At 70.2% G+C, this 24,536-nt stretch carries 23 protein-coding genes and 1 pseudogene; 12 read left to right on the forward strand and 12 right to left on the reverse strand.

Annotation, left to right across the window (positions count from 1 at the left end):
* From ACTYVM_RS35215 to ACTYVM_RS35235, 5 genes are read left to right on the forward strand one after another with little or no spacing between them, the layout of a single operon-like run.
* Complete coding sequence (locus tag ACTYVM_RS35215) at positions 1 to 957, forward strand: ABC transporter permease (RefSeq protein ID WP_445529851.1); 957 nt, start codon at positions 1 to 3, stop codon at positions 955 to 957.
* Positions 954 to 1,847: an ABC transporter permease gene (locus tag ACTYVM_RS35220; protein WP_445529852.1), complete on the forward strand. Its 894-nt coding sequence runs from the start codon at positions 954 to 956 to the stop codon at positions 1,845 to 1,847. Before ACTYVM_RS35215 ends, ACTYVM_RS35220 begins: the two co-directional genes overlap by 4 nt.
* The gene (locus tag ACTYVM_RS35225) at positions 1,847 to 3,601 is read left to right on the forward strand and encodes a dipeptide ABC transporter ATP-binding protein (RefSeq protein WP_445529853.1); all 1,755 of its coding nucleotides are present in this window, start codon (positions 1,847 to 1,849) and stop codon (positions 3,599 to 3,601) included. Before ACTYVM_RS35220 ends, ACTYVM_RS35225 begins: the two co-directional genes overlap by 1 nt.
* Positions 3,598 to 5,610 carry a CocE/NonD family hydrolase gene (locus ACTYVM_RS35230; protein ID WP_445529854.1) on the forward strand — a complete coding sequence of 671 codons (2,013 nt, stop codon included), beginning with the start codon at positions 3,598 to 3,600 and terminating at the stop codon, positions 5,608 to 5,610. Before ACTYVM_RS35225 ends, ACTYVM_RS35230 begins: the two co-directional genes overlap by 4 nt.
* Positions 5,577 to 6,257, forward strand: coding sequence for a TetR/AcrR family transcriptional regulator (locus ACTYVM_RS35235; protein WP_445529855.1), 681 nt, complete (start codon positions 5,577 to 5,579; stop codon positions 6,255 to 6,257). The genes ACTYVM_RS35230 and ACTYVM_RS35235 overlap by 34 nt, the downstream gene beginning before the upstream one ends.
* 88 nt (positions 6,258 to 6,345) lie before the next feature.
* On the opposite strand, the gene ACTYVM_RS35240 is transcribed toward ACTYVM_RS35235, so the two are convergent.
* From ACTYVM_RS35240 to ACTYVM_RS35255, 4 genes and pseudogenes are all read right to left on the reverse strand, one after another.
* Positions 6,346 to 6,639: a hypothetical protein gene (locus tag ACTYVM_RS35240; protein WP_445529856.1), complete on the reverse strand. Its 294-nt coding sequence runs from the start codon at positions 6,637 to 6,639 to the stop codon at positions 6,346 to 6,348.
* A 157-nt stretch (positions 6,640 to 6,796) separates the two neighbouring features.
* Positions 6,797 to 6,907, reverse strand: a pseudogene (locus ACTYVM_RS35245) (helix-turn-helix domain-containing protein); the annotation flags it as partial.
* A 10-nt stretch (positions 6,908 to 6,917) separates the two neighbouring features.
* Positions 6,918 to 7,466: a GNAT family N-acetyltransferase gene (locus ACTYVM_RS35250; RefSeq protein WP_445529857.1), complete on the reverse strand. Its 549-nt coding sequence runs from the start codon at positions 7,464 to 7,466 to the stop codon at positions 6,918 to 6,920.
* A 106-nt stretch (positions 7,467 to 7,572) separates the two neighbouring features.
* Positions 7,573 to 8,055: a GNAT family N-acetyltransferase gene (locus ACTYVM_RS35255; protein WP_445529858.1), complete on the reverse strand. Its 483-nt coding sequence runs from the start codon at positions 8,053 to 8,055 to the stop codon at positions 7,573 to 7,575.
* Between the two features lie 565 nt (positions 8,056 to 8,620).
* On the opposite strand from ACTYVM_RS35255, the gene ACTYVM_RS35260 reads away from it, so the two are divergent.
* Positions 8,621 to 9,094, forward strand: a complete 474-nt coding sequence (locus ACTYVM_RS35260) for a hemerythrin domain-containing protein (protein WP_445529859.1) — start codon at positions 8,621 to 8,623, stop codon at positions 9,092 to 9,094.
* Between the two features lie 49 nt (positions 9,095 to 9,143).
* On the opposite strand, the gene ACTYVM_RS35265 is transcribed toward ACTYVM_RS35260, so the two are convergent.
* The 4 genes from ACTYVM_RS35265 to ACTYVM_RS35280 all read right to left on the reverse strand — a co-directional run bounded on the left by ACTYVM_RS35265 (position 9,144) and on the right by ACTYVM_RS35280 (position 12,596).
* Positions 9,144 to 9,929, reverse strand: a complete 786-nt coding sequence (locus tag ACTYVM_RS35265; protein ID WP_445529860.1) for an amino acid ABC transporter ATP-binding protein — start codon at positions 9,927 to 9,929, stop codon at positions 9,144 to 9,146.
* Positions 9,926 to 10,780 (reverse strand): amino acid ABC transporter permease, encoded by an 855-nt coding sequence (locus tag ACTYVM_RS35270; protein WP_445529861.1) that lies wholly within the window; start codon positions 10,778 to 10,780, stop codon positions 9,926 to 9,928. The genes ACTYVM_RS35265 and ACTYVM_RS35270 overlap by 4 nt, the downstream gene beginning before the upstream one ends.
* On the reverse strand, positions 10,777 to 11,625 hold the full coding sequence (locus ACTYVM_RS35275) for a transporter substrate-binding domain-containing protein (RefSeq protein WP_445529877.1): 849 nt from the start codon (positions 11,623 to 11,625) through the stop codon (positions 10,777 to 10,779). Before ACTYVM_RS35275 ends, ACTYVM_RS35270 begins: the two co-directional genes overlap by 4 nt.
* A gap of 116 nt (positions 11,626 to 11,741) precedes the next feature.
* Complete coding sequence (locus ACTYVM_RS35280; RefSeq protein ID WP_445529862.1) at positions 11,742 to 12,596, reverse strand: LysR family transcriptional regulator; 855 nt, start codon at positions 12,594 to 12,596, stop codon at positions 11,742 to 11,744.
* 68 nt (positions 12,597 to 12,664) lie between these two features.
* Between ACTYVM_RS35280 and ACTYVM_RS35285 the strand changes: the two genes are divergently transcribed.
* Together ACTYVM_RS35285 and ACTYVM_RS35290 are read left to right on the forward strand one after the other, a co-directional pair.
* Positions 12,665 to 13,567, forward strand: a complete 903-nt coding sequence (locus tag ACTYVM_RS35285; RefSeq protein WP_445529863.1) for an EamA family transporter — start codon at positions 12,665 to 12,667, stop codon at positions 13,565 to 13,567.
* Between the two features lie 158 nt (positions 13,568 to 13,725).
* Positions 13,726 to 14,103, forward strand: coding sequence for a hypothetical protein (locus tag ACTYVM_RS35290; protein WP_445529864.1), 378 nt, complete (start codon positions 13,726 to 13,728; stop codon positions 14,101 to 14,103).
* Positions 14,104 to 14,194: 91 nt separating this feature from the next.
* Here ACTYVM_RS35290 and ACTYVM_RS35295 read toward each other — a convergent pair whose 3' ends face one another.
* Both ACTYVM_RS35295 and ACTYVM_RS35300 read right to left on the reverse strand, forming a co-directional pair.
* Positions 14,195 to 14,785 (reverse strand): TetR/AcrR family transcriptional regulator, encoded by a 591-nt coding sequence (locus ACTYVM_RS35295; RefSeq protein ID WP_445529865.1) that lies wholly within the window; start codon positions 14,783 to 14,785, stop codon positions 14,195 to 14,197.
* Positions 14,786 to 14,952: 167 nt separating this feature from the next.
* The gene (locus ACTYVM_RS35300) at positions 14,953 to 15,393 is read right to left on the reverse strand and encodes a DUF6010 family protein (RefSeq protein ID WP_445529866.1); all 441 of its coding nucleotides are present in this window, start codon (positions 15,391 to 15,393) and stop codon (positions 14,953 to 14,955) included.
* Positions 15,394 to 15,648: 255 nt separating this feature from the next.
* On the opposite strand from ACTYVM_RS35300, the gene ACTYVM_RS35305 reads away from it, so the two are divergent.
* A complete protein-coding gene (locus tag ACTYVM_RS35305) occupies positions 15,649 to 15,993 on the forward strand; it encodes a zinc-binding metallopeptidase family protein (RefSeq protein WP_445529867.1) in 345 nt (114 codons plus the stop codon).
* A gap of 92 nt (positions 15,994 to 16,085) precedes the next feature.
* On the opposite strand, the gene ACTYVM_RS35310 is transcribed toward ACTYVM_RS35305, so the two are convergent.
* Positions 16,086 to 19,073, reverse strand: a complete 2,988-nt coding sequence (locus ACTYVM_RS35310) for an aminotransferase (RefSeq protein WP_445529868.1) — start codon at positions 19,071 to 19,073, stop codon at positions 16,086 to 16,088.
* A 504-nt stretch (positions 19,074 to 19,577) separates the two neighbouring features.
* Between ACTYVM_RS35310 and ACTYVM_RS35315 the strand changes: the two genes are divergently transcribed.
* Positions 19,578 to 20,915, forward strand: a complete 1,338-nt coding sequence (locus tag ACTYVM_RS35315) for a phosphatase PAP2 family protein (protein ID WP_445529869.1) — start codon at positions 19,578 to 19,580, stop codon at positions 20,913 to 20,915.
* A 186-nt stretch (positions 20,916 to 21,101) separates the two neighbouring features.
* On the opposite strand, the gene ACTYVM_RS35320 is transcribed toward ACTYVM_RS35315, so the two are convergent.
* Positions 21,102 to 22,622, reverse strand: a complete 1,521-nt coding sequence (locus ACTYVM_RS35320) for an amino acid permease (protein WP_445529870.1) — start codon at positions 22,620 to 22,622, stop codon at positions 21,102 to 21,104.
* A gap of 129 nt (positions 22,623 to 22,751) precedes the next feature.
* Here ACTYVM_RS35320 and ACTYVM_RS35325 point away from each other — a divergent pair, with 129 nt between their 5' ends.
* Together ACTYVM_RS35325 and ACTYVM_RS35330 are read left to right on the forward strand one after the other, a co-directional pair.
* Positions 22,752 to 22,892, forward strand: coding sequence for a hypothetical protein (locus ACTYVM_RS35325; RefSeq protein ID WP_445529871.1), 141 nt, complete (start codon positions 22,752 to 22,754; stop codon positions 22,890 to 22,892).
* 345 nt (positions 22,893 to 23,237) lie between these two features.
* Positions 23,238 to 24,536, forward strand: a 1,299-nt coding sequence (locus ACTYVM_RS35330; RefSeq protein WP_445529872.1) for a peptide ABC transporter substrate-binding protein, incomplete at its 3' end; no start/stop codon positions are given.

The raw sequence follows: 24,536 nt of genomic DNA on the forward strand, positions 1-24,536 counted from the left end.
ATGCTCTCGTTCGTCGCCCGTCGCGTGGGGTCGGCCGTCGGCACGCTCGTCCTGTCCTCCGTGATCGTCTTCCTCGCCGTCCAGGCCCTGCCCGGCGACGTCGCCACCCAGATCCTCGGCAAGGACGCCACCCCGGACGCCGTCGCCGCCCTGCGCGGAAAGCTCGGACTCGACCAGCCCGCCTGGGAGCGGTACGCGCACTGGATGCGCGGGGCGCTGCACGGAGACTTCGGCACCTCCCTCGTCTCCGGCCGGCCCGTCGGCGGCGAGGTCGCCGCGTACCTCGGCAACTCGGCGCTCATCGCCCTGGTCACGGTGCTCTTCGCCGTCACCGGGTCGATCGTGCTCGGCATCCTCGCGGGCCTGTACCGGGACCGCTGGCCCGACCACCTGATCTCGACCGTCAGCCTGGTCGGCATGAGCGTCCCCGAGTTCGTGGTCGCCACCGTGCTGGTGCTCTGCTTCTCGATCGCGCTGCCGTGGTTCCCCGCCGTCGTTCTGTACGGCCCCGAGGCGAGCGTAGGCCAACTGCTGCCCGCCGTCTGGCTCCCGGCGCTCGCGCTCGCCGTGGTCATGGCCGCCTACATCGTGCGCATGACCCGTACGTCCGTCATCGACGTGATGGCGAGCGAATACGTCACCACGGCCCGGCTCAAGGGCCTGTCCACCTGGCGGGTCGTCACCCGGCACGCCCTGCCCGGCGCCCTGCTGCCGACGCTGCATGTGATCGCGCTGAACGTCGCCTGGCTCGCCGGAGGCGTCGCGGTCGTCGAGAACGTCTTCAACTATCCGGGCATCGGCAAGCTGATGCTCTCCTCGGTGCAGAACCGCGACCTGCCCGTCATCCAGGCCATCGCACTGATCAGCGCCGTCGTCTACGTCGTCTGCAACCTCGCAGCCGACCTCGGCGCCATGGCCCTCAACCCCAAGCTCCGTACCGGAGGGAGGACCCGATGACCACGCTCGACACCGCGCCGGTGGCCGCGCCGGCCGCCTCCGCGACGCGGGTGGCCCGCGCCTGGCGCACGCTGCGCTCCTCGCGCACGGCCCTCGCCGGCCTGACGATCGTCGCCGTGCATGTGCTGATCGCTCTGCTCGCCCCGCTCCTCACCTCGTACGACCCCGTCGCGGGCGATGCCTCGCACGCGCTGCTCGGCCCGAGCTGGGCGCACTGGGCGGGCACGGACCAGTACGGGCGCGACGTCCTCGCCCGCGTCCTGTACGGCGGCCGCTACGCACTCGGCGTCTCGGTGGCCGCGACCGTCCTGACCGTCGCGCTGGGCACCGTCGTCGGATGCGCGGCCGCACTGCGCGGAGGCTGGTTCGACGACGTCCTGGGCCGCGTGCTCGACGCGGTGCTGTCCGTGCCGTCGATCCTCGCGCTGCTCGTCATCGTGACGGCGCTGGGCACGGGCCCGGCGGTCATCGTCCTCGCGATCGCCGTGGTGTACGTGCCCCAGGTCGTCCGGGTGGTGCGGGGTGCGGCGCTCGCCGTCGTCCCCGCCGACTATGTGACCGCGGCCCGTGCCCGGGGCGAGGGGACCTGGTCGATCCTGCGGCGGGAGATCCTGCCCAACATCACCGACGTGGTGTGCGTGGAGTTCGCCATGCGGGCCTCCTGGGTCGTCCTGCTCATCTCCTCGCTGTCCTTCCTCGGCTTCGGCGCCGACCCGCCCACCCCCGACTGGGGCCTGATGGTCGCCGAGAACCGCACCGCCATCACCGTCGTCCCGATGGCGAGCCTCGCGCCCATCATCGCCCTGGCCACGCTGGTGGTCGGACTCAACCTCGCGGCCGACGGCCTGTCCAAGGCGTGGGGCGTGGACCGGATCAGGGAGGGCTCCTGATGACCTCGATCGTTTCCGTGAACTCCCTTTCCGTCTCCTATCGTTCGGGCGGCCGGGACGTACCCGTCGTGCACGAGGTGTCCTGGGAGGTCGCCGAGGGACACACGCTCGCCCTCGTCGGCGAGTCCGGCAGCGGCAAGTCGACCGTCGCGGCCGCGCTGCTCGGCCATCTGCGGCACGGGTCGCGGATCACGGGCGGCTCGGTGCACGTGGACGGCAAGGACGTCTTCGCCCTTCCCGCACGGGAGCTCAGGCGGCTGCGCGGCGGCACCGTCGCCATGGTCGCGCAGAACGCCGGCCACGCGCTGACACCCTCCATGCGCATCGGACGGCAGATCGAGGAGGCGGGCGGCGACGTCCCGGTCCACGACCTGCTCGAACAGGTCCGGCTGCCCCGCCCGGCCGAACTCGCCCGCCGCTACCCGCACGAACTCTCCGGCGGTCAGCAGCAGCGCGTCGCCATCGCCATGGCCATGGCCGCCCGCCCCAAGGTCCTCGTCCTGGACGAGCCCACGACCGGCCTGGACGTCGTCACCCAGCGCAGCGTCCTCGACCTGATCGGCGCGCTGCGCGACGAACTCGGCCTGGCCGCCGTGCTGGTGAGCCACGACCTCGGCGTGGTCGCGCACATGGCCGACGAGGTGACCGTGCTGCGCGCGGGCCGGATCGTGGAGTCGGCGCCGACCCGACGGCTCTTCACCGCGCCCCAGGACCCGTACACCAGAAGGTTGCTGGCGAGCGTGCCGCGCCTGGACGACGCGGGTCTCGCCCTGGTGGGGGAGACGGGGGAGCGGGAGATCAGGCCCAGGGCGGCGCTGTCCCCCGAGGCCGAGGTCGCCGTCTGCGCGCGGGACGTGACGATCGACTACGGCTCCTCCCGGGCGGTGCACGGTGTCTCCTTCGACGTCCGGCGTGGCGAAGTCCTCGCCCTGGTCGGGGAGTCGGGCAGCGGCAAGTCCACACTCGCCTGGACGCTCGCCGGGCTGCGCACCCCCTCCGGCGGAACGATGACCCACGAGAGCGGCGACCTCGCGCGCCCGGCGGGCAGACGCCCCCTCGATCTGCGGCGCCGCGTCCAGCTCGTCTTCCAGAACGCCGACACCTCCCTCAACCCGCGCCGCTCGGTCGGCGACGCCGTCCGCCGGCCGCTGCGCTTCTTCGGCACGGTCCCGGGGCGTACCGAGGCCGCGGCCCGCGCCCGTGAACTGATCTCCGACGTACGGCTCGACCCCGCCCTGGCCGACCGGCTGCCCGCCCAGCTCTCGGGCGGCCAGCGCCAGCGCATCGGCATCGCCCGCGCGCTCGCGGGCGGACCGGACGTGCTGATCGCCGACGAGATCACCACCGCCCTCGACGTGTCCGTCCAGGCCGACGTCCTGCGGCTGCTGGACGACCTGCGCCGCGAGCGCGACCTTGCCTGCCTGTTCATCAGCCACGACCTGGCCGTCGTCCGCGGCATCGCGGACCGGGTGGTCGTCCTGCGGCACGGAGTCGTGGTGGAGGAAGGCCCGACGGAGGCCGTGTTCACGGAGCCCGGCCACCCCTACACCAGACAGCTGATGGCAGCCGCCCTCGAGCCCGACCCGGACGCACAGCCGCTCGCCGCGGGCGTCGCCCACTGGGCGGACGCCGCCGAACCGGACAACGTCTGGACAGACCACGGACACGGTCACCGGGTGCGCCGCTGGCGCCCGGTGACGACGGACGGACCCGTGCCGACGGAGCGCACGGCGACCACGGAAGGAGCCGCGTGAGGTACCGCGAGCAGTTCGAGCGCCAGGTCGTGCGCGAGGACGTCTGGATCCCGGTGGGCGACGGAAGCACCCGTCTGCACGCCCGCATCTGGCGCCCCGCCGACGCGGAGGCGGACCCCGTCCCCGCGCTGCTCGAATACCTGCCCTACCGCAAGAGTGACTGGACCGCGCCCCGTGACGCCCAGCGCCACCCCTGGTACGCGGGCCACGGCTACGCCTCCGTCCGCGTCGACATCCGAGGCCACGGCGACAGCGAGGGCACGCCCGGCGACGAGTACGACGCGCGGGAGCTGGCGGACGGCGTCGACGTGGTCAACTGGCTCGCCGCACAGCCCTGGTGCACCGGCCGGGTCGGCATGTTCGGCATCTCCTGGGGCGGTTTCAACTCCCTGCAGATCGCGGCCCTCGCCCCCGAACCCCTCAAGGCGATCGTCACCGTCTGCTCGACCGACGACCGCTACGACAACGACGTCCACTACACCGGCGGCGCCGTCCTCGGCATCGACATGCTCGCCTGGGCCGGCACCATGCTCGCCTTCGCCTCACGACCGCCGGACCCGCAGGTCGTCGGGGACGACCGCTGGCTGCCGATGTGGCGCGAACGCCTCGGCTCCCTCGAACCCTTCCTGCACACCTGGCTGGACCACCAGCAGCGGGACGCCTACTGGCGGCACGGGAGCGTGTGCGAGGACTACGGGGCCGTGCGGGCGGCGGTGCTGGCGGTGGGCGGCTGGCACGACCCGTACCGCGACACCGTGCTGCGGCTCGTCGAGCACCTGCCGACCGACCGCGTCCGCGGCATCGTCGGTCCCTGGTCCCACCAGTACCCCGATCGCGGACTGCCGCCCGGCCCCGCGATCGGCTTCCTCCAGGAGACCCTCCGCTGGTGGGACCACTGGCTGAAGGACGAGGACACCGGTGTCATGGCGGAGCCCCTGCTGAGGGCCTGGGTCAACGACCCGGTCCCGCCCGCCACTTCGTACGACGTCATGCCCGGCCGCTGGGTGGGGGACACGGACCGGCCGTCGCGGACGATCGCCTGGAGCGAGCGCCCGCTGGGCACGGACAGCGGCCCCGGCCCCGTTGTCGTACGCTCCCCGCAGCACACCGGCGTGGACGCCGGCCGCTTCTTCCCCTTCGGCAACGCGAGCGACCTGCCGCCCGACCAGCGAGAGGAGGACGGACGGTCCGTCTGCTTCGACTCGGAGGTGCTCCAGGAGCGGGTCGAGATACTCGGCCGTCCGCGGCTGAGGCTGCGGCTCGACAGCGCGACCCCGCGCGCCAACGTGATCGCCCGCCTCTGCGACGTCGCGCCCGACGGCTCGTCGACGCTCGTGACCCGAGGGGTGCTCAACCTGCTCAGCAGGCACGGACGGGACCGGGTGGCCGAGTGGACGCCGGGCACGTACGAGGACGTCGAGTTCGAGCTGACCGGTATCGGCTACGCCTTCCCGCCCGGCCACCGCATCCGGGTCGCCGTCTCCGACGCGTACTGGCCGTGGGTCTGGCCGCACGGCGAACGCGGCGAACTGACCGTCCTCCCCGCCGACAGCGCCCTGTTGCTGCCCGTGCGCGAGCCCGGGGACGAGCCGGAGATCCGCTTCGAGGAGCCCGAGCAGGCGCCACCGCTGCCGGTGACCTACGACGCCCCCGCCGAGCCGCGCCCCGAGCGGCTGGTCACGCACGACGTGGCGAACGGGGAGTGGACCCTGGAGGTCGACCCCAACTACGGGGGATCGCGCACGTACCCGGACGGACTGCGCTACGAGGAGAGCGCGCGCGAGACGTACCGCATCCGTCACGACGACCCGCTGTCCGCACGGGCCGTCTCCGAGTGGCACATCCGGTTGCGTCGCGGGGACGACTGGGACGCTGAGATCATGGCGCGCACGGAGCTGCGGGTCACGGCCGCGGACTTCGTCATGGACAGCCGCATCGAAGCACGGGCGAACGGAGAGACAGTGGCCACACGCGCATGGCACCACACCACGCCGAGGACGTCGGGATGACGGCGGCGAAGAGCCCGCGCCGTGCCGTCGCCGCCGCGGACCGCACCCGTCAGCCCACCGAAGTGCGCCGCCGCCTCATCGTCGAGGCGGCGGTCCCGCTGATCGCCGAACGGGGTTACGCGTCGGTGGGGGTGCGCGACGTCGCCGCCGCGGCCGGGGTGTCGGTCGGCACCGTCACGTACCACTTCGGCAGTGTCCAGGAGATCCTCTCCGAGGCGATGATCCTGCACATCGAGCGGTACTACGCGGCGCTCAGCGAGGCGGCGGAGCGGGCCACCAGCGGTGCCGAGGGTCTGCGGCTGATGGTCGACGCCCTGTTCACCGAGGACACCGACCGGCATTGGCACATGTGGTTCGACTACTGGAACGCGGGGGAGCAGGGCGGCGACGAAACCTTTGCCCGCGGCCAGGCCCAACGCTACGAGGCCTGGCACCAGCAGATCCGTCATCTGATCGAACGGGGCGTCGACGAGGGCGAGTTCACCTGCGAGGACCTCGACGGCGTCACGGTGCGCTTCGCCGCCCTCGCCGACGGCCTGGCCCTGCAGCACCTGCGGCAGACACCCCCGCTGACGACGGAGGACGCCCGCCGGCATCTGAACCGTCTCGTCGAGACGGAACTCGCGCGAACGCCGAGCAACCGATGACGCCCGAGCCGATGACGGCGACCTGGCACGGCCGACGGCACACCCGATTCAGGTGCGGGCATCCGGTCACTCACCGGTCACTGGTCGGTCACTCCGCGTGGATGCTCGGCCGGATCTCCACGATGGCGTCGGCGTCCTCCTGATCGCCCTCCTCGTCGCGCCAGAGGTAGACCCGCACGTGGTTCGCCCGGTGAAGGCCGCGCGCTTTCCACTCGGACATCAGGTCGGCGACGACGAGAGAGAGGGCGTACTGGGGGCCCTCGCTCACGTCGTCGACGGTGATCGTGCCCCGCCACCGTTCGGGGTCGCCGCCGTAGGGGCGCCATCCCTCCGAGCCGTGCGGTTCGAACACCCGGTACGTCCAGTCCGTCTCGGTGCCCATGGCACCGATCCTGTCACTGCGAGGAGCACCGCGCGCCGCATCGGACCCTGGCCCGACCCCAGTGCCGCATCAGCCAACGTCTGCCCTGGTGACGACCTCGCGGAGGCGTTTGTCGGCGGCGTGTTCGTTCCGCCGGATGACGGAGCGGCCGATCATGGTCGACCACCCCCTCGGCGACCAGGAAATCCGCCGGCCTGGACAGGCTCCAGGTCGAGCACGGCAGGCCGTGCTCGGCCGGCCTGGACTTGGCGATCTTCTTGATCTCCCGGCTCGCGTGACTACGCGTTGGGGTCACGGAGGCCGACGGCGTCATGCCGCCAGAACGGCTCTGCATAGACCAGCGTCCCCGTCATCCACGGCTCGTACCCCGGGAGTCCGACGGCCTGGAAGGCAGCGTCCGGAATACGCAGGGACGGCTTTCGGAAGCCCAGGCCACCACCGGGCGTGAAACCGAAACGCGAGTAATAGCCCGGATCGCCCTCCAGGAAGACGAGGGGAACAGCCCGCTCGGCGAGGACACCCAGCCCGTGTCGGACCAGGGCCGAGCCGATGCCGCGCTGATGGAACTCAGGCATCACGGCCAACGGACTGAGGACTTGCACCTCAACGAGCCGCCGAGGGGCATCGAGCAGACTGCGGGTGAACATGACATGCCCGACGACCTGCCTGTCGTGCTCGGCGACCAGCGAGAGACCGTCCTCGGGTGCGATGGTGTCCCGCAGAGTATCGACCAGGTCGGCCACGACAAGGCCATGGTCACCGAACGCCTGCAGGTGAACATCCCGCACGGCCTGTCTGTCGCTCGGAAGTTCTTCGCGAAGGTCCATGCACGGAGGGTAGAGACCCCTCCGGGTAGCTCGCACACGGTTTTGGAGCAGGAAGGACACGCGGCCGGCGACCACTCGGTCGCACACCGGACCAGCATCCTTGGCCTCACCCCTCCCCGGCGTCCGTGGGCAAGGTGAGCCGCAGGACGATCTCGCCGTCGTAGATCTCCCCGGTGGGCTCGAACCCGAACTTCCGATAGAACGGCAGCGGTTCGCCCTCTCCGGTTTCGTAGCTGGTCAGCAGCTCGGTACCGCCGTCCGCGCGAACCAGGTCGGCGATCTGCGTGAGTGCGTCCCGGCCGATCCCTCGACCCTGGTACCGCTTGTCGACGAGGAGGCGCCAGAGGAAGTGCCGCCCTTTGAAAGGCCCGGTCGGCGGCTTCCAGGACAGCATCACGAAGCCGACCGGCTCGTCGCCGCGATACACGGCCCGAAGCCAGGGATTGGCCTCCGCCGTCTTCGCCGCGTCCTCGAGCGACCTGGACACGGAGGCCACGAATCGCTTCTGGTCCCGGCGGACGCGGAGGGCGCGAACGGCCTCCCGGTTGCCGTCGGTGATTTCTCTCAGGCGCACGTCTGGGGACCTCATGCCGCGCCCCTTCCTGGTTCAGGCAACCGCGCCATCCGGGCCGACGTGAAGAGCTGCCGCCGCAGCGTATTCGACACAGGCGACCTGGAGCGTGACCGGCACGCCCGGCCGCGATGGCAAGCGCCGTCCCCCTTGCGGGAGGTCCAGCCGAACTGGTCCTGGCGGTAGCGCCACACGTGCCCGACGACGAACACGGCGAGGAAGAATTCCCTTGACGGAGAGGGACTCTCGGCCCAAGTCCGTGGGCTCTTCGGCCGCTGCACCAGGACCGCCCGATGCCGAATGCTGGCTTCCGACCGATCCGGAGGTATCCCGTGTACGACCGAACAAGGCGCCCGCACGGCCGTTTCCACCCCCGTCCCCCGCGGCGGGCGCCGCGCGCGGACCGGACCGGTCACCGTCCGACCGCCCGTCACGTCTGCCCTGACTCCCGGGCGGTCGGACGCACGATCCGTACGTATCCGGTACGCAGGCCGCGATGAGCGGTGTGCAAGTGATCCGTCGGCAGCACCACTCCCCGGGTTCCCGCGGCCCGTGCGAACCGAGTAGGAAGGACGGAGGCAACATGTGTGAGTACTGTGGCTGCCAGGCGCTGGAAGCGATCGACGAGCTGACCCGGGAACATGACAGGGTCGTGACGCTCATCAGCCATGTCCGCGACGCCCACGCCGGCGGCAACATCGCCCGCATGGCGGAGGTCGCCCGCGAGATCGCCGCCCTGCTCGGCCCGCACACCCAGGTCGAGGAGCAGGGCCTGTTCCCGGCCCTGGCCGCCGACTTTCCCGAGCAGATGGCCGAACTCCGAAGCGAGCACCGGAGCGTTGACGCCGTGCTGGCGGAGGCGGACGGACCGTTCCTGGCCGATCCCACCTGGCCGCGGCGGCTGATCGAGACGCTTGACCTGCTGCGTCAGCACATCCTCAAGGAGCAGGACGGCGTCTTCCCGGCCGCCCTGGCCTACCTGACCACCGAGCAGTGGGAGGCCGTGGAGGCGCTCCGCGCCCGCACAGGCACCCGTATGTCGTCCCCGTCCCCCTGACCTGGTGCGGCACCGCGCGCTCGTTCAGGCACCGCACCTCGGTCCGGTGCTACCCGCTCCGGCTCGCCCTCTCCTCCTCGACCTGCGCTTTCGCGGGGTTCAGGAGCCGGGACAGAAAGTGCCGGGTGCGTTCATGGGCGGGGTTGCCGATGACCCGGTCCGGTGTGCCGTCCTCGACGATCACCCCGCCGTCCATGAAGACGACCCGGTCGGCGACCTCCCGCGCGAAGCTCATCTCATGGGTGACGACCATCATCGTCATACCCTCGTCGGCGAGCATGCGCATCACGGCGAGGACGTCGCCCACCAGTTCGGGGTCGAGCGCGGAGGTCGGCTCGTCGAAGAGCATCACCTCGGGGCCCATGGCGAGCGCGCGGGCGATGGCGACGCGCTGCTGCTGACCGCCGGAGAGGGAGGAGGGATGGGCGCCCGCCTTCTCGGACAGGCCGACGCGCTCCAGGTTCTCCGCGGCGATCTCCGCGGCCCGCGCCTTGCCCCGACCGAGGACCCGGCGCTGCGGCAGGGTGAGGTTCTCGGTCACCGTGAGGTGCGGGAAGAGGTTGAACTGCTGGAACACCATGCCGATACGGCGGCGTACGGCGTCGATGTCCACATCGGGGTCGGTCACCTCGGTGCCGCCGACGAAGACCTGTCCCTCGGTGGGCTCCTCCAGGAGGTTCACACAGCGCAGCAGGGTCGACTTGCCGGAGCCGGAGGGGCCGATGACACAGACCACCTCGCCCTGGGCGATCTCCAGGTCGATGCCGCGCAGCACCTTGTTGTCCCCGAAGGACTTGTGCAGGCCGCGGACGAGTATCTCGGGGACAGTGCTCACTTGACGGCTCCCTGGGCCTTGGCCTCCATACGGCGGACCACGAATCCGAGCGGGATCGTGACCAGCAGATAGCACAGGCCCGCGACCAGGATCGGGGTCGAGTTGGCGGTCTGGCTGGCCAGGTCCCGGCCGAACTTGGACAGTTCGCGCTCCTGAAGCGTGACGCCGAGGAACAGCACCAGCGAGGAGTCCTTGAAGAGCAGGACCAGTTCGTTGGTGAGCGGCGGGAGGATGATCCGGAACGCCTGTGGAACGATGATGGAGATCATGGCCCGGGCGGGCGAGAAGCCCAGCGAACGGGCCGCCTCCATCTGTCCCCTGGGCACGGCCTGGATGCCCGCGCGGATCGTCTCCGCCATGTACGCGGCCGAGACCAGTCCGAGCGCGAGGGCCACCTTGCCGTACGTTCCCCCGATGATCTCCGTGCCGGGGAAGGCCAGCGGCACGGCCACACCGACGAAGATGAAGATCAGCAGGGCAGGCAGACCGCGGAAGATCTCGATGTAGATCCCGGCGACCCAGCGGTAGGGGCCCACCGACGACAGCCGCATCAGCGCGATGACCATGCCGAGGACCAGGCCGACGACGAAGCCGGTCACGGTGAACAGCACGGTGTTCTTCAATGCCAGGGTGATGACGTCCGGGAACATCTGCCGCGCGATGTCCGCCTGCGCGAACTGGTTTCGCAGCCGGCCCCAGTCGGCCGTGGCCGCGAAGGCGAGCACGGCGGCGACGAAGACGGCGTACTGGACGCCGCGCGAGAGCGCGCGCCGCCGGCTCCGCGTCAGACGCCTTCCGTGGGGCCGGACTTCGGCGCCGGTGGTGTCGGCGGTACCGGTGGTGTCGCTCATGAGGCGGACGGCGAGGCGGCGGACGGGGTGTACGGGCCGATCCACTGCTCGTACAGCTTCTGGTAGGTGCCGTCGGCCTTCGCTTCCTTGATCGCCTTGTCGACCGCGGCGAGGAGCTCGGAGTTGCCCTTCTTCACCGTGAAGCCGTACTGCTCACCGGTGTCGAGGTTGCCGACCACCTTGAAGGCGTCGGCGTTGGCCTTGTCCTTGAGCCAGCCCTGGACCACCGGGTAGTCGATGACGACCGCCTGGACCTGTCCGGTGCGCAGGCCGTTGAGGACGGCGTCGGAGGACTCGAAGGAGACGGGGTCGAAGCCCTGACCCCGCACGTAGTCCTCCCCGGTGGTCTGCGCCTGGGCACCGAGCTTCCTGCCCTTGGCCTTCACCTCGTCCAGGGACGTGATGCCGCTTTTCTTGTCGACCAGCACGGCCTGGGTGGCGTCGAAGTACGGGTCGGAGAAGTCGACGTTCTTCTTGCGCTCGGCGGTGATGGTCATGCCCGCGGCGGCCAGATCGCACTGGCCGGAGTTGAGGAACGCGCCGGTCTTGAAGTTCTCGAAGGGCGTGTCGAGGATCTGCTGCTTCACCCCGAGGTCCTTGGCGGCCAGGTCGATCAGGGAGACGTCGAAGCCCTGGACCTTGCCGTCGATCTCCGACTGGAAGGGCGGGTACGGCAGATGGGTGCAGGTCGTGAGCCGGCCCGCCTTGACGAGGTCGACCCCGCCGTCGGCTGACTTGACCGTGCCGCCGCTGCCGCTCGACGTGCAACCTGCCACGAGCACCGCCCCGGCCGTCGCGGTGATGGCGGCCAGGAAGCGGACCCGGCGTCCGAGGAGCGTGTTCACGGGGGACCTCTCTGTGGGGGACATGCGGATGCAGATTATAAGAAGATCTTTGACTCCCTCAAAACAAACCTGAGACGCACGTGATTCCGGGCCCGTACCCTTTCCGACGTGACGGATCAGTCGCCTCGGTAGAGGGCGGTGAGCAGTTCGATCGCCGCCTGGGCCGCCGGATGCGGGTCGTCCCGCCACCAGGCGAGGCGTACGGCGATCGGCTCGGCATCGCGGACCGGCCGGTAGACGATGCCCGGCCGGGGGTACTGGTGCGCGGTGGACTCCGCCGTCATGCCGACGCCGCGGCCACTGGAGATCACGGTCAGCCAGTCGTCGATGTCACCGGTCTCCTCCGTGGCCGGGCGGGAGCCGGGCGGCCACAACTCGGGGGTGGTGGTACCGGTGCGCCGGTCGATCAGCAGGGTGCGCTCACTGAGGTCGGCCAGGCGCAGGGACCGGCGTGCGGCCAACGGGTCCTCGGCGGACAGGGCACACAGGCGTCGTTCCAGGCCGACGATGGCTCCGTCGAAGCGGCGGTCGTCCAGGGGATTGCGTACGACGGAGAGGTCGCAGGCGCCCTCCGCCAGGCCGGCGGTCGCGGAGTTGACACGGATCAGGCGCAGCTCCGTGTCGGGGTGCGTCCGAGCCCAGCGGCGCTGGAAGGCGGGAGTGTGGCGGCCGACCGCCGACCAGGCGTAGCCGATCCGCAGGGTGCTGTGGCCCGAGGTGGCCTCCCGCACCAGGTCCTCCACCCCACCGAGCACCCGCCGGGCCTGCGCGACCACCCGCAACCCGGTCGCGGTCGGTGCCACTTCGCGCGAGGTGCGCCGCAGCAGCCTCACCCCCAGGGCACGTTCGAGCGAGGCCAGCGTCCTGGAAACCGCCGCCTGCGAGACACCCAGGACCACGGCGGCATCGGTGAAGGTGCCCTCGTCCACGATGGCCACCAGACAGCGCAACTGTCGCAGCTCCACATTCATGACTCAAGCGTATGGATCCCGCCGTCGACGCATTTTGTGCATGCACCGCCGAGCCGCACCATCACGTCATGCGCAACGCACCCGTCACGGCGGCCCTGTCGTCCGCCCCCTCCGCCGGTCCCTCGACCCCTGCGCCGTCCGGTGAGCGGCTGGCTGGGGTGGTCACGATGGCCGGCAGCGGCCTGTCGAACCAGGTCGGCGCCGCGATCGGCTCCCATGCCTTCCCCGTTCTCGGCCCGGTGGGTGTCGTCGCGGTCCGCCAGTACGTCGCCGCGATCGTCCTCTTCGCCGTCGGCCGGCCGCGCCCGCAGGACTTCAGCCGGGCGCAGTGGTGGCCGGTGCTGGGGCTGGCCGCGGTGTTCGGGACCATGAACCTGTCCCTCTACACGGCCATCGACCGCATCGGCCTCGGCCTGGCGGTCACCCTGGAGTTCCTCGGCCCGCTCACCATCGCGTTGGCCGCCGCACGCCGCCGCGTCGACGCCGCCTGTGCGGTGATCGCCGCGACGGGCGTCGTCGCCTTGATGCGCCCCCAGCCGTCGGCCGACTACGTGGGAATGGGCCTGGGCCTGCTGGCCGCGTGCTGCTGGGCGTCGTACATCCTCCTCAACCGCACCGTCGGCCGCCGCATCCCGGGCGCGCAGGGCTCCGCCACCGCGACCGGGATCTCCGCGCTGATGTTCCTGCCCGTCGGCATCGTCCTCGTCCTGCACCGGCCGCCGACCGCCACGGCCGTCGGGTGTGCCGTCGCGGCCGGCGTGCTGTCCTCGGCGGTGCCCTACCTCGCCGACCTGTTCACCCTGCGCCGCGTACCCGCCCAGGCGTTCGGGCTCTTCATGAGCGTCAACCCGCTCCTGGCCGCCCTCGTCGGCTGGATCGGTCTGGGCCAGAACCTGGGCTGGACGGAATGGACGAGCATCGGTGCCATCGTGGCCGCCAACACCCTCAGCGTCCTCGCAGGGCGCGGCTGATACGAAGAGGGATCCAGGTGAGCGACCCGAGCAGCACGCGCATCAGGAGGTGGCGCTCACACCGCGTGACACACGGATCCAGGTCCTGACTATGCCTTGCGGCCACTGCGACGTAGGGTCCAGGCGTGGACACAACGGCCCTGACACCTCGCGTCCTCGTGATCGGACTCGACCCGTATCGGGTTCCCGGGCCTTGGGACCCCCAGCCGGTAGCCGACGCGATCCAGGTGGGAATCGCCGGATTCGCCGAGCACGGCGTCGGCGTGGAGACGTGTCTGTTCGGCCTCGACGGCAGCGACGACGTGGAGGCGGTCGTCAGCGCCGCCTTGGCTGCGCGACCTTGGGAGTGCGTCGTCGTCGGCGGCGGTGTGCGAAAGCCGGAGGACCAACTCGAGCTGTTCGAGCAGGTGCTCAATCTGATTCGACGACACGCTCCCGACGCGGCGATCGCGTTCAACAGCACCGCGGCCGACACCTTCGCCGCGGCCGCCCGCTGGATCGACGTTCCCGGAAGACCGACCGGCGCGGGCCAGTGAGTTCCACTCCGTGCCGCGGGGCCGCGGGGCCGCGGGGAAAGGGTCGTTCAGGCGAGGACCCTGCCCTCCACGCTCTCCGCGGGTTCCACGGTCAGCACGGCCGGCGCAGTCCCGCGACGAGGAGCGCGACCAGTCGACGCGCGTCGTAGCGAGGATCGCTGTCGGCGCCTATGCAGAGGTTTCCGATGCCGCGCATGAACTGGTAGGCGTCGAGGCCGGAGTGGATCTCACCGGAGGCGGCGGCAGCATCGAGGAGTTGGGTGCACACCGGCAGGAGGCGGTCGAGGAAGTAGGCGTGCAGCGTCTCGAAGCCGGCGTTGTCCGTCTGCAGCGCGCCCGCGAGGCCGTGCTTGGTGACCAGGAAGTCGACGAAGAGGTCGACCCATCGTTCGAGGGCGGCGTGAGGGGTCGGGCTGGTCGTCAGCAAGGCCGGCCCGGCTTCGGCGCAAGCGTCGACCTGGTGGCGGAAGACGGCGATGACGAGGTCCGCCCTGGTGGGGAAGTGGCGGTAGACCGTGCCCATCCCGACGCCGGCCTTCGCCGCGATGTCGCGCACCGGTGCTTCCACGCCCGAGGTGGCGAAGACCGTGGCGGCCGCGTCCAGCAGGGTCTGCTGGTTGCGTCGGGCGTCCTTGCGCTTGGGTCCGTCCGGGCTTTCCGTGCTCCGGTCGCGGTCGTTCACTGCGACGCTCCTTCCCTGAGGCTCACCAGCGGAACGTCGTTCCGCACCATTGGCGGAGCGAGGTTCCGCTTCGCTCATGATGGCAGACCAGGGAACCGGCGACCAAGCCGCGCGTCGCCACCCCGGCCTGCGGTACCACCTGGCGGCGGCCACCGCCCTGCGCCCGCCTAAGCCCCCGTGGCGTCGGATCCGGCCGCCGTCGTGGACGGGGGACCCTGCGAGAAGCAGGAACTGATCAGGCCCGGCAGGGAAGGCCCGCCCCGCAGACACCAGAGGGCGATCACCGGGTCGCAGATCGCGCAGCCGAGCGACGAGTGCGACGCGAACGGGATGATCGGAGCGCCTCGCAGATGGTGCAGGACGTCCCAGGCCGCGTGGAGCAGCCAGGCGATGCCGATCCAGCCGTACGAGTCGAGGCCGCGGTAGGCGCAGTAGGTGATCGCGGCGGTGAAGACGAACTCCCAGGGCCCGAAGCTGCCGCTGCTGAGATAGGCGGCACCGGCCCCGGCGACCATGACGGCGTTGAGTCGCCGCCTGGCGGGTTCCCGGAGCAGCGACATGAGGAACGCGTACACGGTGCCGATCAGTATCGGAGCGAGAACAGTCACGGGCCAGACGCTAATGCGCTGTTCGCGGCCGTGACAGCGGCTGCAGTGCCAGGCGTCGACGGGATCCCGCCAGAGCCGAAGGTGCGACGGCCGGTGCGAATGCTGACCCGGTGGTCCTCTTGAAGCGGTCGCGGAAGGCGGTGGGCGAGCCGAAACTGAGCGGAGATGAAGTCCGGCGAGCACCGTTCGCCGCAGAGTGGATACCGCTCGTCGACTGCGACGCCCCTTGCTGATTGACCCTGTACCGGCGTGATCGTGAGGCTCGAATGTCAACCAGAGACCGAGCAGCAGTACCTCGACGAGCTCGACAAGGTCTGGGCGACGCCGCCGGCCGCCATCGACACTTCACTGTTCCGCGCTCTGGCCGGCGCCGCCGGCGAGACCTACCCCGGCGCCGTGTTCACGCCGGCCCTGTTCGAGGCGGGCACCAGCCTGGCGCCGTGGCGCGAGCGCGGCATCCCCGGATACGGGGTCTACCCGTACGTACTCGACAACGACCAGCTCATCACGATGCACGGAAACAACGAACGGATCTACGTCGAGGCGCTGCGGCGGGGAACCGCGTTCATGTACCGGATGTTCTCCCGCTTCCTCGCATGACGGGTCGGTCACCGGCGGGCCTGGGCGCCGGCGTGCAGCGGCTCGGACGGATGCCGCGCACGCCGTCGTCCCCGGCCTTCGGATGCCCGACGTCAGCGGCAGTGGCCGAGTTGGCCGAGGGCGCGGTCCAGCATGTCGACGAAGAAGTCGGCCGCGCTGGCGTCGAGGCACAACGGCGGCTTGATCTTCAGGATGTTGAGGTGGTCTCCGGTGGGCTGGACGATGACGCCGAGGTCGAGCATGCGGTCGCAGAGTTCGGCGGTCTCTTCCGTGGCGGGTTCCAGGCTGACGTGGTCCCGGACGAGTTCCAGGCCGAGGTAGAGGCCCGAGCCGTGGACGGCGCCGACGATGCCGTAGCGGTCGGCCAGCGCTTCGAGTCGGCTCTTCAGACGGCCACCGACGCGCACCGCGTTGCCCTGGAGGTCCTCGTCGCGCAGGGTGTCCAGGACGGTGAGGCCCACGACGCTGGAGACCGGGCTGCCGCCGGTGGAGGAGAAGAAGTAGCCCTGGTCGCGGTACCGGTCCGCCACCGACTTGGACGTGATGACGGCGCCGAGGGGGTGACCGTTGCCCATGGCCTTGGCGACACAGACGACGTCAGGGACGACCTGCTGCTGCTCGAAGCCCCAGAACCAGTGTCCCAGGCGGCCGTAGCCGACCTGGACCTCGTCGGCGACGGCCAGACCGCCGTGGCGGCGGACCGCCGCGTACACCTCGGCGAGATAGCCGTCGGGCAGGGCGATTCCTCCGGCGTTCCCGTAGAAGGTCTCGCCGATGAACGCTCCGGCCGGTCGGCCGGAGGCGGCCAGTTCGTCGATCACGGCGACGGCCTCGGGCGCATAGCGCGCGGCATCCGCGCCGCGGTGCCGGCCGCGATAGGAGTTGGGCGAGTCCACGGTGTGCACCCAACCCGGCCGGGTCGCCAGGGCGTTCGGGTTGTCCTGGAGCGAGGTGGAGACCGCGTCGGAGGCGTACGTCCAGCCGTGGTACGCCTCGCGCAGTGCGACGACGTCATGCCGGCCGGAGGCCCCGATGGCCAGCCGGAGGCCCAGATCCACCGCCTCGGAGCCGGAGTTGACCAGGAACACCGTGTCCAGAGGCTCGGGAAGGAGGGCGGCGAGGCGCTCGGTGAACTCCACCACCGAGGCGTAGTGGAACCGCGAGTTGGTGTTGAGCCGCCGCAACTGCCGGGAGACCGCCTGCTCGACGCGGGGGTGGGCGTGTCCCAACGGGGTGACGTTGTTGACGATGTCGAGGTACGAACGACCGTCGGTGGACAGGAGATGGTGACGCCAACCGCGCTCGATGCGGGGAGGGTCGGCGTAGTAGTGCTCCTGCACGGTCGCGAACACGGCGTCACGCCGGTCGAGCAGGTTCCCGTGAGGTGTACGGCCGGAGGCCGGGAGGCCGAGGAGCGGAGCGGGGTCGGCGGTGAGCGCGAGCCATCCGGCGGCGTACTCGGGGCGGACCAGGGGAGGCACGGCGGGGCTGTCGGCGGTGTGCAGTGCGATGTGGACCGAGACTCCGGAGGGGAGGTGGGCGATGTCCTGGCCCGCCTGGACCGTCGCCCCGGTGGTGACCACCGGGTGGACCGCGTGGGGGAAGGACAGCGTCAGCACCTGCGGGCCGCAGGTGATCTCCACACGGCCCGGTGCCGCGGCGAGGACCTTCCCGGCGGCGGGGGCCTGCATCAGCGCGGCCCGGCCGAGCCGCAGGTCGACGCCGGTGGGCACCGTGGCGGGGGAGACGGCGGACAACGCCTGCGCCCGAGTGAGCCGTGCCTGGGCGTACCGGGTGGCGACCGCGGCTGCCCCGCCCGTGAGCGCGGAGGCCGCCAGCCGGTCCTCGGCGGCGGCTTCGAGCCAGGCCCCGTGGTCCAGGGAGTCGGCGTCGGCGGACAGGTCGAGGACGGTGATGTCGTCGCCCGCGAGATCGCGCAGCAGGCCGTGCGCCGGTGCGTCGGCCCGAGCAGGCGCGTCGGCGAGGCCGGTCGCGTCCTTGACGAGGTGGATCATCACCGGAAGGGGCAGGTGGGTGGCCTGCTCGAAGATGCGCCATTCCCGGTCGAGCGCGGCCTTGGCGTAGGCGTTGTCCTCGTCGACGGCGGCCTGGTGCCGCCCGCTGGCGACCAGGCCGGCGGCGCGCAGGACCACGAGCGGCCACAACGCCTCCGCCTCGTCCCGGGACAGCGGCCGCACGGCGTGGAAGGCGCGGACGGCGGGCAGCACGTGATGGGGCTCGACCCCGTCGTGGTGGAGCATCGAGGAGAGCGACACGGCGAGTTCGCCGACCGCCCAGGTCATGGTCAGGTCACCGAAGTCGATGACGCCGTCGGGCATGGGCAGGCGGCCGTCGGGGCAGCGGATCAGATTGTCGTCGGTGAGGTCCAGGTGCACCGCCTGCGACGGCAGCACGGCGGCAAGCTTCTGGACGCGTGCCCAGGCGTCGGCGGTCGCGGCCCGGACGGCGGCGCGCCGGTCGGGCTCGTCGATGTACGCGGCGAGCTTGGCGACGACGCGGTCGGCATGCCGCAGGTCCCACTGGAGAACGCGCTCGAGCCCCGGGTGCCGGAAGTCGCGCAGGGCGGTGCTGACCTTTCCGGCGATCGTGCCCATGGCCGCCACCGTGCCCGGGGACAGGTGCCGTGGTCCCGACAGTGGGCCACCGGGCAGGTAGCGCAGCAGCCGCGCGACGGCCGACCCGCTCTCGGTGTCCACCGTCGCGCAGCGCGGGGAGCCGTCGGGGCGGCGCAGGACGGTGGCGACGCGCAGTTCCGGGTGGGCCGAGGCGATCAGGTCGGCCGCCGTGTCCTGGGCTTCGACCTCCATGGCGCCGAAGGCCGGGTTGGCGATCTTCAGAATCGCTGAGGCCGTGCCGTCCTCGGATCGCAGCAGGAAGTTGGCGTCCTGCTGGCTTCCCAGCGCCTGAGCACGCGCGTCGATCCCGAGGTGTTGAGCGGCGACGCGCTCGGCCTCGGCCGGCGCCATCCGAGGTGCGGGAAGGGCGTCCTCGGTGAAGAAGTCGATCGTGCGGTGCTCGGCGTGCGGCATCCGCAGCATGGCCGGGTCGATCGCGTCCATGAAGTATCTCTCTCCTGCGTGAACGGCAAGCCGTGCAGCTGTTCCAGGCATGATGCCGGATCGATACGATCGAATCAACTGTGCCAACGATCGAATCGAGCGCGCCGCAGGGTCTGGGCTGTCGTGAGTGCTCCACGGCGCCTGACGGCAGACCCCGGGCGGTGGGCGCATCTCCGCGCGCAGTCGCGACGGCCGCCCCGTGGCGACGGTGCCTGGGCTCTCAGGTGGGGAAGCGGCGATGCCTGTGTGTCCAACACGCCTATTGACCTGCGTAGATCCCATGTGCTTCCCTCCCCGTGAGGGCCTGGGGGGCACCGCTGTCGACTGTGGCTGTCCGCTCTGAAGGGCACACCAAGGGCACGGGTGGCGTGCAGGGGCGGACCGAGGGGGTACGAGGTGTCTCGGGGCATGGGCAGACGCATCGGGATGATGGACGAAGCGAACGCTCCGTCCCAGCGCAGACCCCGACCGGACCTGCCCCGACCACGGGCGAGACTCTGGGCCGTGGCGGCTGTCGCGGCCCTCGGATTCCTCGTCGTGCTGGAGTTCGCCGCGCGTCGCTACGGCCTGCCGGGGCCGATCACCAACCAGGTGCGCGAGGTGGTGTTCGCTCCCAAGTCGGGCGGCCTGTTGTACGCCGCCATGGCGTTGATGATGGTCGTCCTCACCTGGCGGCAACGATGCGTCGCGGCGGCCGCCGCGATAGGCATCGACCTCGCCTTCTCGCTGGTCCGGTGGGCGGTGGGCGCCGAGACGACCGGCGGCCACCCCTTCGGCAACGGTGCGTTGTGGGTGATCCTGGGCTACGCGGTCATCGCCGTCACCCGCCGCACCGGCCCGGAACGTGTCCTGCTGCTGAAGGGCGTCGGACTGGGCCTGCTGCTGGTGACCGGCCGCAAGACCGGCGACACCTGGCTGCTCATCACCTCGAAGACCCGCCCCGCGGTGCTCGACCAGTACGTGGCGACAGCCGATCACGCGCTGGGCAATCCGTCGTGGCTGGTGGGCCGCGCGGTCACGGCCACCGGATCCGTCGGCTTCAACGTCCTCGACGTCGTCTACGGCCAGCTCGCGGTGGCCGCAGTCGTCGTCGCGCTGTACCAACTGCGTGGCGTGGCGGTCGAGCGCCGCTTCCCGGGCCATCACCTGGTGCGCACCTTCCTGGTGATCGGCCTTCTCGGCCCGGCCTTCTACATGGTCTTCCCGGTGGTCGGACCGATCTTCGCCTACGGCACCGGTACCGACTACTGGGCGACGGTCAGCCTGTGGTCGCCGGACATTCCGTCCAGCGGGCACTGGGCGGTGGCCGACCTGTGGCCACAGACGCCGTCGCCGATCGACGTCCCGCTCCCCATGGCCTTCGACGAGATCACTCCGCGCAACTGCATGCCCAGCCTGCACACGGCGTGGGCTGTCGCGCTCTTCGTCCATTCCCGCAAGGGCCCACGCGTTCTGCGCTACGCGGGCACGTTCTGGCTGGTCGCCACCCTCGTCGCGACGCTGGGATTCGGCTACCACTACGGCGTGGACCTCATCGCCGGTGTGGTGTTCGCGCTCACCGTCGAGGCGGCTCTGCGGTCGTTCGACCGCGGCTGGGATCGATCAGGGATCCGGCTGGTCGCCTACGGGGCAGCGGTCTTCGCCGCGCTCCTGGTGTCCTACCGCTTCCTGCCGTTGGAGATGGCCGAGCATCCGTGGGTGTACGGACCACTGCTCCTGCTGGCGATGACCTCAGTGGTCTACGGCTACGTACGGACCACCACGGCGTGGGAACCGAGGGCCACCCCGCGGGGTCCAGCAGCACCCGCCGGCGTTCGGTCTGCGGCTGGAACCCGGGTTTGACGGCCCCCACAGGCGGCGCCGAGCGTGGCGCGGGGCCGGCGGCGGACGTTCCGGGTCGACCGGGTGGACCGGGCCGACCGCCTCCGGCCCACCGGCCGGTCGGCGCATGGGCGGCCCGATCCGGAGGCCACCTGTGGATGCCACCGACCACCCGCTCGACCAACGGGGGCCGCAGGTGTCACGACGTCATAGCTCGTCCAGGTTGTCACGGCTGGTCATGAAGTGCTTGCGGCCGCCCGCGTACCACGACACCAGCGCGAACAGACCGACCACGGCGACCGCGATCGGCGCGTAGTTGAAGCTGTCGACGTTGACCGGGCGGGTCGGCGGCAGCACGAACAGCACGCAGATGACCACCACCCACACGACCGCGACCCAGCCGATCACGCCGCTCCACTTGCCCAGGTGCCACGGTCCCGGAACGAACTCGTCGCCGCGCAGACGACGCAGCAGCACCGGCGTGACATAGGCGATGTACAGGCCGATCACCGCGATCGAGGTCACCGCCAGGTATGCCGTGGTGTTGAACAGCGCCGGCAGCGTCAGGATCGCCGAGAGCGTCACGCAGAACCAGATCGAGTTCGTGGGCGTCCCGGTACGCGGGTTGACCTTCGCCCAGATCCTCGACCCCGGAAGGGCGTTGTCGCGCGAGAACGCATAGCTCATCCGGGAGTTGGCGGTCACCGAGGCCATCCCGCAGAAGAACTGCGCGGCACACACGATGAACAGCAGGAACTTCGCCGTGGCCGGACTGTTCAGCGAGTCCAGGAAGACCTGCGCCGGCGGCAGCCCGGTACTCGACGCGGCCAGCTTGTCCAGCCCCGCGGAGCTCTTGTCCTGGATCGAGGCGGTGATGGAGTAGAGCAGGATGAAACCGCCGATGACCGAGATCACCACGCTCATCACGATCCCGCGCGGCGCGCTGCGGGCCGCTCCCCTGGTCTCCTCCGCCACATGGGCCGACGCGTCGTACCCGGTGTAGGTGTACTGCGCCATCAGCAGGCCCATGAGGAAGACGTAGATGCCGGAGGTCCAGCCGGTGGCGTTGTGCCAGCCGGTCAGCGTCCACCCGGCGGACTGGTGGTGCTCGGGCAGCGCCCACAGCACGGCGACGATGACCAGGACGCCCACCACGTGCCACCAGGCGGAGACGTTCGACAGGAACGCGACGAGCTTCACGCCGAACGTGTTGAGCAGCGCGTGCAGAAGAATGATCGCGAGGAACAGTAGGAAAGTACCGCCGGCAGTGACCTCGGTGCCCCAGACGAGGTTCATGAACGCCATCCAGGTCGTGGCGCACCCGAAGTCGATCGCGGCGGTCACGGCGACCTCGCCCATGAAGTTGAACCAGCCCACGAACCAGGCCCAGGCACGCTTGTTGTTCCTGGCAAGCTCACCGGCCCAGAAGTAGAGACCTCCCGCAGTGGGGTAGCGCGAACACACCTCGGCCATGGCCAGCGCCACACATGTCACGAAGACACCGACCACCGCCCAGCCGAGCACGATGGTCGACGGACCACCCGACTTCAGCGCGATCCCGTACGACGTGATGCAGCCCGCCAGGATCGAGATGATCGAGAACGATACGGCAAAATTCGAGAACGCGGACATACCGCGATGGAGTTCCTGCTTGTAGCCCATCTCTGCGAGACGGGCAGCATCCTCGTCCAGCTCTATCTCTGGCTGGACTTCTTCTTGCGCAGCCATCCGCGACTCCTCATCGACGAGGGACGACGGCGAACAAAGTCGCGTACGACACACCGGTTGTCAATGGCCTGATCTCAAACCTTTTCCGGCCGCGGCACACCGCCCGCCCGGGCCGCCAGGGAGAGGTCCATGCCCGCAGACCCCGCTGACGTGCAGGACCGGGCCCCGGCAGCCGTCCCCGGCCAGGCATACCTGATGGGACGTCAGGCGGAAAACGGTGAACTGTCGGCCATCCGTGAACTGCCCGAGCGTGGCCGGCGGGGGATGTGACGGATCGGCGAGCGGCGCCGTGGCCCGAGCCGGCGGTCCTATCGGAAAGCGGCGATGTGGCGCTGGGCTCGGTCGGCCCTGGACAAGGTCGAGCAGGCCCGGCGCGACTACGACACCGATCCGCGCTGACAGGGCGTCAGCGATGTGGCCGACTGCGTGCCCACGGTGAATAGGACCCGAATCGAGACCTTGAAGGTGTGGTTCGTGCGCGTTCGGATGACACATAGTTGGGCGCGTAGAGCTCGGATCAACGAGGGGGCAGCTGATGCTTTCAGGCGCCAGTGACGGTGATACGTCAGGTGTCCCTCCATGCGGTGAACCAATGGACTCATGAGGAGGAACTCCATGCGTGGTGCCAAGAGCGCCAAGTGGGTTGCTGTGGCGGCGGTTGTGGCGCTGGGCGCGACGGCCTGTGGCGGCGGTGGCGGTGACGGCGGCAAGAGCAGTGGCAGCAAGGCCGGGATCGACCCGAGTGGCAAGTTCTCGATTGAGGTGGGTGAGCCGCAGAACCCGCTGCAGCCGGCGAACACCATGGAGTCCAACGGCAGCATTGTCATCAGATCGCTCTTCTCCGGGCTCGTCGACTACGACCAGAGCGGCAAGACCGTCTACGTCAATGCCGAGTCGATCGACTCCAAGGACAACAAGACCTTCACGGTCAAGCTGAAGCCCGGCTGGAAGTTCCACGACGGCACCCCGGTGACCGCGGCGTCCTACGTGAACGCCTGGAACTGGGCGGCGAACCCGGCGAACAAGCAGACCAACAGCTTCTGGTTCTCCGACATCCAGGGCTACGACGACGTCGCCCCGGCCAAGGGCAAGTCCAAGGCCGACAAGATGTCCGGTCTGAAGGTCGTGGACGACGCCACGTTCACGATCACGCTGAGCACGCCGATTCCGTACTACACCTACAAGCTCGGCTACGAGGTCTTCGACCCGCTGCCGGAGTCCTTCTACAAGGACCCGCAGGCCGCGGGCGAGCACCCGATCGGCAACGGCCCGTACAAGTTCGTCAGCTGGCAGCACAAGAAGCAGATCGAGGTTGCCAAGTACGACGACTACAAGGGCCCGAACGCCGCCAAGAACGGCGGTGTGGTCTTCAAGAACTACAGCAACCTCGAGACGGCCTACGAGGACCTGAAGTCCGGCAACGTCGACGTGCTCCGCCAGGTCGCGCCGAAGGACCTGCCGATCTACAAGCAGGACCTCGGCGACCGCGCGGTCGACCAGGCCTACTCGGGGCTTCAGACCCTCGCCGTGGCCTTCTACAGCAAGCAGTGGAAGGACGTCGACCCCAAGGTCCGCCAGGGCCTGTCGATGGCGATCGACCGCGACACGATCACCAAGACCGTGCTCCAGGGCACGCGTGAGCCCGCCACCGGCTGGGTCGCCAAGGGTGTCCTCGGCTACCAGCCGAACGCCGCCGGCGACGTCACCAAGTACGACCCGGCCAAGGCCAAGGCGCTCATCAAGGAGGGCGGTGGCGTTCCGGGCAACGCCATCTCCATCCAGTACAACGCGGACGGCGGCCACAAGGAGTGGGTGGAGGCGGTCTGCAACTCCATCACCAACGCCACCGGTGTGAAGTGCACGGGCGACTCCAAGCCCGACTTCCAGGCCGACCTGAACGCGCGCGACAACAAG

The organism is Streptomyces cyslabdanicus (genome assembly GCF_052663305.1).